Origin of the sequence: Providencia sp. PROV174 (assembly GCF_028480685.1) — a bacterium.
Lineage (GTDB): Bacteria > Pseudomonadota > Gammaproteobacteria > Enterobacterales > Enterobacteriaceae > Providencia > Providencia rettgeri.
Window position 1 is genome coordinate 37,464 of the sequence record NZ_JAMPOT010000019.1, and the last position, 13,068, is coordinate 50,531.

At 42.2% G+C, this 13,068-nt stretch carries 12 protein-coding genes; 3 read left to right on the top strand and 9 right to left on the bottom strand.

Features of this window, described 5'->3' with window-relative positions; all coding sequences use genetic code 11:
* Window positions 1-25: 25 nt before the first annotated feature.
* The gene (gene gorA / locus PSE60_RS16085) at window positions 26-1,378 is read right to left on the bottom strand and encodes a glutathione-disulfide reductase (RefSeq protein WP_004266020.1); all 1,353 of its coding nucleotides are present in this window, start codon (window positions 1,376-1,378) and stop codon (window positions 26-28) included.
* Window positions 1,379-1,516: 138 nt separating this feature from the next.
* Window positions 1,517-2,359: a 23S rRNA (adenine(2030)-N(6))-methyltransferase RlmJ gene (locus tag PSE60_RS16090; RefSeq protein ID WP_004266023.1), complete on the bottom strand. Its 843-nt coding sequence runs from the start codon at window positions 2,357-2,359 to the stop codon at window positions 1,517-1,519.
* A 233-nt stretch (window positions 2,360-2,592) separates the two neighbouring features.
* Here PSE60_RS16090 and PSE60_RS16095 point away from each other — a divergent pair, with 233 nt between their 5' ends.
* Together PSE60_RS16095 and yhjD are read left to right on the top strand one after the other, a co-directional pair.
* Entirely contained in the window at window positions 2,593-2,997 is a 405-nt protein-coding gene (locus PSE60_RS16095) for a DUF1090 domain-containing protein (RefSeq protein WP_210837226.1), read from the top strand.
* Between the two features lie 201 nt (window positions 2,998-3,198).
* Window positions 3,199-4,191 carry an inner membrane protein YhjD gene (gene yhjD / locus PSE60_RS16100; RefSeq protein ID WP_272666028.1) on the top strand — a complete coding sequence of 331 codons (993 nt, stop codon included), beginning with the start codon at window positions 3,199-3,201 and terminating at the stop codon, window positions 4,189-4,191.
* Between the two features lie 47 nt (window positions 4,192-4,238).
* On the opposite strand, the gene PSE60_RS16105 is transcribed toward yhjD, so the two are convergent.
* Complete coding sequence (locus tag PSE60_RS16105; RefSeq protein ID WP_272666029.1) at window positions 4,239-5,300, bottom strand: NAD(P)H-dependent flavin oxidoreductase; 1,062 nt, start codon at window positions 5,298-5,300, stop codon at window positions 4,239-4,241.
* Window positions 5,301-5,504: 204 nt separating this feature from the next.
* Here PSE60_RS16105 and PSE60_RS16110 point away from each other — a divergent pair, with 204 nt between their 5' ends.
* Window positions 5,505-6,503 carry a serine hydrolase domain-containing protein gene (locus tag PSE60_RS16110; RefSeq protein WP_272666030.1) on the top strand — a complete coding sequence of 333 codons (999 nt, stop codon included), beginning with the start codon at window positions 5,505-5,507 and terminating at the stop codon, window positions 6,501-6,503.
* 66 nt (window positions 6,504-6,569) lie between these two features.
* Here the strand turns inward: PSE60_RS16110 and PSE60_RS16115 are convergent, their stop codons facing one another.
* From PSE60_RS16115 to dppB, 6 genes are all read right to left on the bottom strand, one after another.
* Entirely contained in the window at window positions 6,570-8,066 is a 1,497-nt protein-coding gene (locus tag PSE60_RS16115; protein WP_272666031.1) for a M16 family metallopeptidase, read from the bottom strand.
* A gap of 169 nt (window positions 8,067-8,235) precedes the next feature.
* The gene (locus PSE60_RS16120) at window positions 8,236-8,934 is read right to left on the bottom strand and encodes a HAMP domain-containing protein (protein ID WP_004266042.1); all 699 of its coding nucleotides are present in this window, start codon (window positions 8,932-8,934) and stop codon (window positions 8,236-8,238) included.
* Window positions 8,935-9,127: 193 nt separating this feature from the next.
* Window positions 9,128-10,132, bottom strand: a complete 1,005-nt coding sequence (gene dppF / locus PSE60_RS16125; protein ID WP_210837218.1) for a dipeptide ABC transporter ATP-binding subunit DppF — start codon at window positions 10,130-10,132, stop codon at window positions 9,128-9,130.
* Entirely contained in the window at window positions 10,129-11,109 is a 981-nt protein-coding gene (gene dppD / locus PSE60_RS16130; protein ID WP_004266046.1) for a dipeptide ABC transporter ATP-binding protein, read from the bottom strand. The genes dppF and dppD overlap by 4 nt, the downstream gene beginning before the upstream one ends.
* 12 nt (window positions 11,110-11,121) lie before the next feature.
* Complete coding sequence (gene dppC, locus PSE60_RS16135; protein ID WP_109912889.1) at window positions 11,122-12,024, bottom strand: dipeptide ABC transporter permease DppC; 903 nt, start codon at window positions 12,022-12,024, stop codon at window positions 11,122-11,124.
* Window positions 12,025-12,034: 10 nt separating this feature from the next.
* Window positions 12,035-13,054 (bottom strand): dipeptide ABC transporter permease DppB, encoded by a 1,020-nt coding sequence (gene dppB / locus PSE60_RS16140; RefSeq protein ID WP_004262635.1) that lies wholly within the window; start codon window positions 13,052-13,054, stop codon window positions 12,035-12,037.
* Window positions 13,055-13,068 lie beyond the last annotated feature (14 nt).

Consider the following 13,068-nt stretch of genomic DNA (forward strand, 5'->3'; position numbering starts at 1 on the left):
AGCTTTTAATTTAAATAACCAATACTTAACGCATGGTCACGAATTCTTCTGCCGCTGTCGGGTGAATAGCGACAGTATTATCGAAGTCTTTTTTGGTTGCGCCCATTTTTAATGCAACCGCAAAGCCTTGTAAGATTTCATCCATTCCGAAACCAATACCATGGATACCCACGATTTTTTCATCTTCACCAACACAAACTAATTTCATACGGCAAGGCTGACGATGCGAAGTGACGGCGGTATACATGGCTGTGAAAGATGACTTATAGCATTTCACTTTATCAGCACCATATTTTTCAATCGCTTCTGGCTCAGTTAAACCGACAGTACCAATTGGTGGGTGTGAGAACACCACCGTTGGGATATTACTGTAATCTAAGTGTTCATCCGGTTTATTATTAAATAAACGTTCAGATAAACGACGACCCGCAGCAACCGCAACAGGGGTTAACTCAACGGCACCAGTGTTATCACCAACTGCATAGACACCCGGTACATTGGTATTTTGGTATTTATCAACCTTGATATAACCTTTTTCATTCAGTGCGACGCCTGTGGCTTCAATATTCAGGTTATCTGTCATTGGTTCACGACCAATAGCCCAAATTAATGCATCGACGGTTTGTTCTTGACCATTTTCCAGTTTTAACGTCAGTGAGCCATCTGCATTTTTCACGACTTCTTTTGGAATTGATTCCGTATGCAGTTTAGGGCCTTCCGTATTCATGACTTCCACTAATGTTTCGACAATCAGTGGGTCAAATGAGCGCAGTGGTGCATGTTTACGTACAAATAAATGCGCCTCTGCACCTAAACCATTTAATACACCCGCGAGCTCAACAGCAATATAGCCAGCGCCCACGACTGCAACACGTTTTGGTAATGCTTCAAGTTCAAAGAAACCGTCAGAAGTCATTCCATATTCTGCCCCTGGGATAGCAGGGATCACAGGGCGCCCGCCAGTTGCAATCAAAATATGGTCTGCGGTGTAGGTTTCACCATTTACCTCAACAGTATGGGCGTCAATAAAACGTGCAAAACCATTGATGACATCAACTTTATTATTGCCTAAAACACGGTCATAAGACTGGTGAATGCGGTCAATATAAGCAGTACGACTATCAATAAGTGTTTTCCAATCAAAACGATTAATTGTCGCATCAAAACCATAATCAGGACCATAATTGCGAATAGCTTCCGAGATTTGTGCTGCATGCCACATCACCTTTTTCGGTACGCAGCCCACGTTAACACAAGTCCCACCTAATGCTTTCGCCTCAATTAAGGCACATTTTTGTCCATACATTGCTGCACGGTTCATCGACGCAATACCACCGCTTCCGCCACCAATTGCGATATAGTCGTAATGTTTGCTCATAATTTGGTTATTCCCATTGATTGAATGATTTATGAATGCATTTTCTCGCATCATGCTATTGATTGTCATGGCATAAATAGCGCTTTACGATAGATAACACCTGTTAATTTAATCGTTATTACCTATCAAAAATACAGTTTACTCTGGAACAATCCACTCAACTAACGTATGTCCAGTACCTTCAGGAACGAGTGTTTTGTGTAACCACGGCAGCACATTCTTCATTTGCTGCTCAAGTTTCCAAGGTGGGTTGATAACAATCATACCGGATGCCGTCATTCCACGTTGATCGCTATCAGGACGTACCGCCAATTCAATTTGTAGTATTTTTCGAATACCTGTTGCTTCTAATTGATTGACCATACGCTTAATTTGTTGACGCAATACAACAGGATACCAAATTGCATATGTTCCTGTTGCAAAGCGTTTATAGCCTTCCACCACCCCTTTCACGACCGCTTCATAATCCGTCTTCATCTCATAAGGTGGATCCATTAGCGCAAAGCCACGTCGACTCTGTGGGGGTAATTTCGATTTCAGTTGTTGATAACCATCTTCCCTGAAAACCTGCGCGCGGTTATCTCGTGAAAACTCCGTACGTAATAACGGATAATCGCTCGAATGTAATTCCGTTAATACCAGCTTATCGTGTTCACGTAATAAATATTTTGCCAATAATGGTGAGCCTGGGTAATAGCGTAAACGCCCATTATCATTCAGTTGGCGCACAATATTCATGTACGGCAATAATTCCTCAGGTAAATCCGGTTGCTCCCAAATACGCGCAATCCCTTCAAGATATTCACCTGTTTTTTCCGCATGTTCCCCCGTTAATTGATAACGGCCAGCACCTGAGTGCGTATCTATATACAGAAACGGTTTTTCTTTCTCTTTCAGAGATTCAATGATCAAGCTCTGTACCGTGTGTTTTAGCACATCGGCATGGTTGCCTGCGTGAAAGCTGTGACGATAACTTAACATGTAACGTTTATTTCCTGAGGAAATTCAATATTAGCCACTAAGATGACTATTATTAAATAGGTTCTTTAAAGATAGCCTTTTTGAATAAAAAATAGACCGGATTTATTCTTCCGCCTCATTATAGCTAAATTTAGCAACAAATGTCATAACCATAGTCACGCTAAAATTCACATGACCAGAATGAAAGAAAACGCTATCCTAAACACAAATTTAAAAATAAACAGAGGTAAATTATGAATAAGTTACTTATCACCACCAGCGCTTGTGTTTTATTTTTTGCTAGCTCATCAGCAATAGCAGCAAAAACACAAAACGGCTGCGAAATAAAAAAACAACGCATCGAAGAACAAATCAATTACGCTAAGCAACATGGAAATCAGCATCGAGTAAGAGGCTTAGAAGAAGCATTAGATAATGTGAATCGTTATTGCACGCCTGAATCTTTATACCGTGATAGCCAAAAAGAGGTAGCAGAGAAAACAGAAAAAGTGCAAGAACGCGAAGCTGAATTGCAAGAAGAAAAACTAGAGGGTAATGACCGTAGCAAAATTGAAAAGCGTGAGAGAAAATTAGCAGAAGCACAAGCTGAATTAAAAGAGGCCCAAGCTGAGCTGAAAGTTTATAAAGATGCTCTTTAGCCTATCGCCCCTTTTCCTCTGATTAATTAATTAGTTACTTTAACCTTAAACAAACATTCCAATGACTATTTATCTCATAACACAGTCATTGGGATGAATTTATTGGCCAGTTTAAGCTATAGTATTGTGCATATCATTCATTTATAGGCATTAAATAGGTCGAAAAGTCAGACAATTTTAGTTGCGGGAAAAGGGGATTAAATGTCGAATACGCAGGAAGAAGAACAAAAAGATACCAATAAACTGAAAGCGACACTGAATAAAAGTATTGATGGCAGTAAAAAAGCATTGACCTTCTCAATGCGAGTTGTGAACTTTATTTGTGCGATTCCTTTTATTGCTCATATCATTCGTACCGCGCAACGTTTTAACGACCGAATGGGAAACCAGTTTGGGGCTGCAATTACCTATTTCTCCTTTCTCTCTTTAATTCCTGTTTTAATGTTTTCATTCGCTGCTGCCGGTTTTGTATTAGCCAGCAATCCTGAACTACTTGAAAAATTAGTTCGTGGAATTTCTGCAAATATTACTGACCCTACACTCGCAAATACATTAGAAAGAACAATCGATACTGCAATACGTCAACGTACAACAGTTGGATTAACCGGGCTAGCCTTAGCTGTATACTCAGGCGTTAATTGGGTTAATAACTTACGCTTGGCTATTTTGGCACAATCACGTTCTGTATGGGAACGTAATGAAGATGAACAGGAAAATATTATTTTCCGCTACATTCGCGACTTCTTTGCTTTAATTGGTCTACTTATTGCCTTAATTGTGACAATTACCCTGACTTCTGTTGCTGGTTCTGCACAGGCGACGATTGTCAGTACTCTTGGGCTAGACGGTATAGAATGGCTTAAACCTGCTTGGACACTAATTGGCTTAACTATATCAATTACAGCCAACTTCCTATTATTTTTATGGATTTTTTGGATCCTACCGCGTATGCAACACCGTCGTAGATCGCTATTTAAAGGCACTTTGCTGGCGGCTATTGGGTTTGAAATTATTAAATCCATTATGACTTGGATTTTACCTAACCTTGCTTCATCGCCTTCTGGAGCCGCATTTGGTTCAGTCCTTGGGCTAATGGCCTTCTTCTACTTCTTTGCGCGTTTAACTTTATTTTGTGCAGCTTGGATAGCGACTGATGAGCCAAAAGGTTCATTGGATAACGGAATGATTAAATAGCAACTTATTGAGGGCGGTGATGTTAACCCGCCCTACCTCGCTTAAAACTAGCGTTTCATTTCTTCCGCTAACGTTCTAACCAATAAAGACGCTGGCATCTCGCGAGCTTTCGCCACACTCTGCCCCGCCCAATATGTCGCAAACTCATCGCTACCTGACTTCATTGCCGCCGCATTAAGTTGCTTACCAATATCATAAACTAATGGGTAATCAGGTAATTTATTTGTCTCGTAGCCATTACCTACTTGAATAAATTGATTAATAATCCCTCTCGCTGGGCGTCCTGAAATCGCAGAAGTGAGTTGAGTGAGATCCCCAGTTTGCTGTTTGATCTTAGCCCGATAGCCTGCATTCGCAGCAGATTCAGGACAAAGCAAAAATGCCGTTCCTAATTGCGCGGCAGCAGCACCGCACTCTAAAGCCATATTGATAGCTTGCCCATCCATCATGCCACCCGCTGCAATTACTGGTAAATCAATATGTTGAGAGATTAATGTCACTAATTCATAAGTGGTGAGTTCCTCATCTAAAGATTGCAAATCAAATATGCCTCGATGCCCTCCCGCCTCAATACCTTGTGCAACTACCGCGTCAATTCCAGCCAATTCAACTTGTTGGGCTTCGTACAAATTCGTAGCTGTCGCCATGGTATAGATACCGTGTTGCTTGAATTGCTGTATCACCTCGGTGGATGGAATATTAAAATGAAAACTCACTACTGCAGGTTTTGTTTCGAGTAACATCGATAACATTTCTGAGTTATCTAAAAAAGTTTGATAAATTTCATTGAGATAAGCAGGGGGAGTCTCATTAAATTGAGCAAAATAAGGTGCTAAATACTGGATCCATCCCTGTTCATTAGCAGGGTAACGTTTAGCCGGTAAATGGCAGAATAAATTGACATTGAATGCTTTACTTGTCAGTGCTTGCGTTTGAGTAATCAATTGGCGAGCCTGTTCCACTGAATTTGCGCCTAAGCCAAGCGAGCCAAGCCCACCCGCCTCTGAGACCGCAGCAGCTAGTGTTGGAGTAGAAACACCCGCCATCGGGGCTTGTATGATGGGATAACGCAAACCTAACCGTTGTAGAAATGTATTCGAGTTGTTCATGTTCTTTCCTTTACTTCAATGTCCGGGTACATTTTATGTTCTTATATTGAAGATAAACATAGCACCAAATTTATATAAAAAGAAAAAACACTTGCCATCATGTGGTCGCCATATTATTCCTTTAAGCGCATTTAAAGCGTACATTGAATTGTATAAATATGATTAAGATGGCATGCATCTTAATCATTTAACAATGAGATTATTATGACCCTCCCTATTCAACAGCTCGAAAATTTAACTTGTGGTGTCGTCCTTTACTACCATAATCAAACCAAAAATAGCGTGAATACCTTCTGTGCTAGAGGGGCGGATATTGAAGGTATGCCTCTCACTGTTGATACACCGCTGCGAATTGCCAGTAATACAAAGACATTTACCGCCGCTGCAATTTTACGCCTTACTGAAATGGGAAAACTCAGTATTGATGATGCAATATCTAAATATATTGACCCACAGTATAATGCGCTACTCAGTCGCCAATATAACACTCACGCTATCACTATCCGCCATTTACTAGAACACAGCAGTGGCCTACTAGACCATGCAGATGGTGACTACCTCAAAGCCGTTCTTAAACAACCTAATTATGTTTGGAGCCGAACCGAACAAGTCGAAATGTACATGCATAAACAGTTTCCAACATTTTCGCCTTCTGAATCCTTTATCTATTCAGATACTGGATATATTTTGCTCGGTGATATTATTGAACGAATTACGGGCAAATCCCTTGGCCTAGCAGTTAGGGAACTTTTGCATTTCGACACTATTGGTCTTGAAAGCGCCTATTGGGAATCATTAGAACAACCATCCCAAGACTCAGCCCCAAGAGCACGTCAATATTTAGGTAAATGGGATGGAACTCATATTCACGCCTCCATGGATGCCTATGGTGGCGGTGGCTTAGTTATGTCATCGAAACAAATGGCGATATTTTTAGAAGCACTGTTTGAGGGGAATATTTTTTCATCACCGAATACACTAAAGACGATGCTAAGTGTGGGGTCTCACGAAGGTGCAGAAAACTATCGATTGGGCATTATGGTGAATGTTGTCAATGGCATCACCTTGTATTCCCATTTGGGTTTTTGGGGGTCTGTCGCCTATTACGCACCTGAAGCAAAAACCTGTGCGGCAGGGTTTGTTGATGACAAAGAGTCACGAGAAACGCTAATTTGTGTGATTGAATCGCTATTAAGCCAATAACATTAAATTAAAAGATAGCCACTGAATCATTCAATAGCTATCTTTCATATTTCTATTCTTACTCACTTATTGTGCGGCTGGCTTTTCTGCAACAGGTGCAGCCGGAGCCACTTCTGTTGATGCTGGAGCGGCAATTTGCGGCCATAGCACCTTGGTAAATTTCTGGCGAATTTGTTCTGCATCCATCATTTGTTTATCTTTTGGCTGCGCTAATACAAAAGCGGCCTCTTGAGATAATAACCGACGGGCTTCCATATTCACCTGCTCAAGGCTTTGTGATGCCAAGAAAGCTTGCCTTAAGCGTTGGTACTGTTCAGGAGCAATATCAACCACCCCATTTTGTTGGGAAATCAGACGTTGGCTAATCAAAACATCGGTACTCGTACGCGCGTAGGCGGCAAATAATTGCGATAACTGCACCTGTTTTTCTTTGAGCATGTCGTCAAATAACTCAGCAGCAATACCATTTTGGTTAATCGATGCAAGTTCATTCGCGACGATATCTGTCACCGCTTCCATTTTTTCAGGCGCTGCCGTCACCGTTAATGTGCAACTGGCTTTTTGATATTGCACGCGGCAATCTAGCCCCGGAACAACTTCCCCCTGATTAAATTTCTGATTGAACGCTTTTTGCAGAGAACGATAGACAGCCTCACGCGCTAAATCACTCGACCAATAACGCAGTAAAACATTTGAGTCTTTAATGGGTAGCCAATCAATGTCCCAAATTAATGAAAGCGTATCCTGCGCAGGTTGTTCCTGCAAAATATCAATAGATTGCGGTTTTACTGCTGATAATACCGCAACAGAAACAGGTTCAGAGCGCTTACCTTCTAATGAAGAGAACGTTTGTGAGATTGAATCAGATAACATTCGAGAATCTACATGGCCCGCAACATACAATGTCATCACATCTGGTGTGTACCATTTTTGATAAAACGAGTTCACACTATCAAGAGCGACAATACCATTCGGTTTTTGGCCAGGGTCATATCCCATCATTGTTGAACCCTTTAAACGCGCTCGCCAAACAGGGTCGTTAGCATTTAAAGGTAGTGTTGCAACTGGGACATTTTGTGCCGTCAAACCGTTATGCAATGTCGTTTCTGTGTACTCAGCACCTGCAACAGAAGTCGCTAGCCAGCTTAGGGCTTGCTTAATTAAGTCTGGGCGATTATTTGGTAAGCTTAAGCTATAAATAGTGTAGTCATAGGAAACAACCGCGGGTGGAATTGGCATATCAGGGTCTGCGGCCTGGCGCCAGAATTCTTGCAATGTTGCGGTTGGAAATGCTTCAGTTTGATGAAACAACGCCATTTTAGGTATAAGGTAACTGTATCCTTTCTCGCTCGCTTTTTCTGTTAATGAGCCTGTTTTAATTGCTAACCTGAGCTGGATACGGTCATTTGGACGTTGTGGTGTTTGTAATAATTGCCAGCTAAAGCCATTTTCTAGCTTCCCTTGCTGCCATGCTGGATCAGGTTGTAAAGGCTCAGCGCCAGCTAAATGCGCGACTGAGAATAATACAACACCAATGATATACCGAACTTTCAAGCCCTGCATGTAAACCCCTATGTGTTTTATATCTTTATATTTAACCGCGAATAACGACAGATAAATTAACGAAAAACGCGAACTTATCGGGTTAAACGATATAGTTTGGCTTTATTCCATTTTTCATTGTCACCACTATAACGATATTAGACCATAAAGCTGAGTTCATGTTCATGGCTTAGTCTGATTTTTGCTGTTTTCTTTGACGATTATACCCTTTTGCCAGCAAACCTAGCTCATCGTCACGATGATATTCAGACACAGCAATTTGATTAACTTCAGAATTTGTCTGTAACTCAATTGCGATTTTACGCAGTGGCCTTATTATCATCCGGCTGACACACCACGTCATTCCAATAGCAATAATGAGCACCAACAATAAATAAGTTGTCGTCATCAAAGCAAGGGTATTGAGCGCAAACCGATAAACACGGTTCGGGTCAACTTGTAATGTCAAATACCCTTGAGGCTTCGCTTGCAACACAACATTCCCGTATGCATACAGTGGTACGGTCATTTCGACAGGGATCCCCACAAAATGAGTCACCCAATTAGGTATCGGCTTAGGCGTTGCAAAGCTTAGATTCATTACCGTTGTACCATCAACAGTAATAATCGCATTTCCCATAATGCCTGATGTCTTTAAACTTATTAGTAGCCGTTTAACTTCGTTGAGGTCAGAGCTTAGCAATGAATCTGTTAATGGTTTTTGAATTTGTACTACAGCGTTACTGAGTTGGTCTAAATAATCTTGCTTACGTTGCTCAACTAAGTAACTGAATTGAATAGCTAAAAAAAGCGCAAGTGATAGCAACGTAATCATAAAGAATACGACCATACTTTTTAATGTTAGTGAGCGTTGGACTCGGGTATTCATTTGGCCACAACCTTTCTAATCAAGCAGCTTTTTAAAGAAAATGGAAACATCAGCCAGTATACTTGATTTTATCTGCAAAAGAGTAGTTTAAAAAGAAAGATTGGGTATTTAGGACAAACAGCATGTTAACGCCATTTAAAGGCATGATGAAATAAAAAACGGCAGAAAGTTAACCTTTCTACCGTTTCACACATTAACTTACCGTTATCGTCTGTTTTTCATCTTCATCAACCGCAAAACACGCAACCAACTGTTGGTCATATTCCTTCAATGTTGGCTGGAATTGAGTACATTGGCCAAATGCTCTACGGCACCGCGCTGCAAATGCACATCCCGGTGGTGGGTTTAAAGGGCTTGGTAACTCTCCTGTTAACTTAATACGTTCGCGCCGAGCGTCTGGGTTCAACCTTGGTGTCGCTGATAATAACGCTTGGGTATAAGGGTGAAGAGGGTTATTAAAAATCTGCTCTTTTGTCCCTTTCTCCACACAGCGGCCTAAATACATCACCATGACTTCATCAGCAATATGCTCTACCACCGATAAATCATGTGAAATAAAGACATAAGACAAGCCTAGATCTTGCTGTAAATCCATCATCAGGTTTAATACTTGAGCACGAACAGAAACATCCAGCGCGGAAACCGGTTCATCTGCAACCACGATGTCAGGGTCAAGCATTAAACCCCGCGCTATCGCGATACGCTGACGCTGCCCACCAGAAAACATGTGAGGATACCGGCTATAGTGTTCTGTTTTTAAACCCACTTTTGCCATCATAGATAATACTTTTTCTTTGCGCTGCTCTTTCGAGAGTGAAGTATTAATCAATAGCGGCTCTTCCAAAATTTGCCCCACCTTTTTACGAGGGTTTAAAGAGCCATAAGGGTTTTGAAACACAATTTGGATTTTTTGACGACGCAGTTTCTCCGCAGACTTATCTTTTACTAACAAGTTTTGGTCTTGGTAATACAACTCGCCCTCAGAGGGTTGCTCAATCATGGTTAATAAACGACCTAATGTCGATTTACCACAACCCGATTCTCCAACCACTGCCAATGTTTTGCCTCTTTCTAGCTCAAAAGAAACGCCATCTAATGCTTTCAAGGTTTTTTCCGCAGCAAAAACCCCTCTTTTGACAGAATAATATTTTTTCAAATCCACCGCTTTGAGCAATGGAGCATGTTGTTTGTCACTCATAATGTTGGCCTCCCCATATCATCCAGCGGCATATGGCATTTGACTTGGCGATCACCAACGGTTTGTAACATTGGCTCTTCTTGACGGCATTTCTCCGTTGCATACGGACAACGTGGATTCAATAAACAACCCACAGGCCTATCATATTTCCCGGGTACTACACCCGGAAGTGAGGCTAAGCGTGATTTATTCGTCGCAAATTCAGGCAAAGCACGTAGTAGCGCTTGTGTATAAGGATGACGAGGATGTTTAAAAATATCGTTCGCTTTGGCTGACTCAACCACCTGTCCCGCATACATCACAATAATATGATGTGCAGCTTCTGCCACTAAAGCGAGGTCATGAGTGATAAGCACCAATGCCATATTTTCTTGTTGCTGTAATTCCAACAATAACTCAATAATTTGCGCTTGAATGGTGACATCTAACGCTGTTGTCGGTTCATCAGCAATCAATAACTTAGGCCGGCACGCTATCGCCATTGCTATCATCACACGCTGACTCATTCCACCAGATAACTGATGAGGATACACATCTAAACGTGATTGTGGGTCGGGGATCCCCACCATATCCAAGAGGTCAATAGCTCGCTGTTTACGTGTACTTTTGCTCCCTCCTTGATGCACTTTCAATGCTTCCATGATCTGATACCCTACTGTAAAACAAGGGTTTAAACTGGTCATAGGATCTTGGAAAATCATCGCCACATCGGCACCAACAATCTGCCTGCGTTCTTTTTCAGGGATCGACAGTAAATCACGCCCATCAAATTTTAAAGAATCAGCCATCACTTTCCCGGGGTAATCAATTAACCCCATAATCGCGAGTGAGCTAACGGATTTACCCGAACCCGATTCACCCACGATACCAACGACTTGGCCTTTATCAACGCTATAACTGATGCGGTCAACGGCGCGAAACGGTGCTTTTTCGTCTCCGAAATGTACCGAAAGTTGTTCTACATTTAACAATGCCATTTGGTTACCTCATCACTGCTTGAGTTTTGGATCAAATGCATCACGTAACCCATCACCCATCAGGTTAAACGCAAGCACCGTCAATAAAATTGCCAGTCCAGGGAAAGTCACAACCCACCATGCGCTTTGTGCAAATTGCAACACATCAGACAGCATCGTTCCCCACTCAGGAGTCGGTGGCTGTGCGCCCATTCCAAGGAAACCCAAAGCAGCCATATCTAAAATGGCATTCGAAAAACCTAAAGAGGCCTGCACAATCAATGGAGCCAAGCAGTTAGGCAAGATGTTCACAAACATTTGGCGTACTGCCCCGGCACCCGCTACACGGGAGGCCGTCACATAGTCACGGTTTACTTCTACTAAAACCGCTGCTCGTGTTAATCGAATATAGTGAGGTAATGCAACAAACGTTAAAGCAATCGAGGCATTAACAATAGAAGGACCAAAAATGGCGACCAGCACCAAGGCTAATAATAAACTTGGTAATGCCAGCATGATATCGACAACTCGCATAATTAATGCGTCAACGACACCACCAAAATAGCCAGCGATCACACCAATAGTGACACCCATTATTAACGATAGAACAACCACTAAACAGCCAACTAGCAGTGACAAGCGGGCGCCATACATTAAACGAGAGAGTAAATCGCGCCCAACATCATCAGTCCCTAAAATAAACTGCCAACTTCCCCCATCTTCCCAAACGGGTGGAGCAAGTAAGAAATCACGGAATTGTTCATCTGGAGCATGTGGGGCTAATACCCCCGCAAAAATCGCAATCAGTACCATCAGGATGATATAGAACATCCCGACAACTGCCCCTTTGTTACGTTTAAAATAGTGCCAAAATTCTTGTAATGGTGTCATCGGCTGCGGGGCGCTGACAACGGTTGGCTCAGTAGATTGAGACATTTAGCGCTCCTTATTTTTTATGACGAATACGAGGGTTTACAATGCCATACAGCACGTCGACCACTAAGTTTACAAAGATAATCAATGTCGCAACCAGCAGAACACCCCCCTGTACAACAGGGTAGTCTCGACGCTGTAGCCCTTCGATTAACCAACGTCCTAATCCGGGCCATGAGAAAATAGTTTCTGTCAAAATAGCCCCTGCTAACATCACCCCAACCTGCAAACCAATTACTGTGACCACAGGCAATAATGCATTACGTAATGCATGAATTAAAATTACGCGCGCGCGGCCAAGACCTTTGGCACGAGCAGTACGAATATAATCCTCTCCCAGCACTTCTAGCATTGATGAGCGAGTCATACGTACAATGACGGCTAATGGGATCGTTCCCAAAACAATGGAAGGCAATATTAAGTGCTCTACGGCATCAATAAAATCGCCATCTTCACCCCAAATTAGGGTATCAATTAACATAAAACCGGTCAGAGGCTGAGAATCATCAAGAAAAACGGTATCACTGACTCGCCCTGCAACCGGGGTGAGATCTAACTGTACCGACACTAACATGATGAGCATGATCCCCCACCAGAAGATAGGCATTGAGTAACCCGTTAAAGAAAGGCCAATTGCAGTGTGGTCAAAAATAGACCCACGTTTTACTGCGGCTAACACCCCAACTGGGATCCCAACAGAAATCGCAAAAATCATGGCGCAAGTTGCCAATTCAACGGTCGCTAAAAAACGAGGTAAAAACTCTTCCCATACCCCGATACGACTTTTTAGGGAAATCCCTAAATCACCATGAAATATTCCATTGATATAATGGAGATATTGTTTCCAAAGTGGCTGATCAAGCCCTAGTTCAGCCATTAAATACGCATGCCTTTCAGGGGATAATCCCCTTTCACCAGCCATGATCATCACCGGGTCACCCGGGATCATGTGGACAAAAGCAAAAGTCAATAATGTAATACCGATAAACGTGGGGATCACAAGCCCCAATCGTCGGAGGATAAATTGCAACATATCCTGAATCTCTT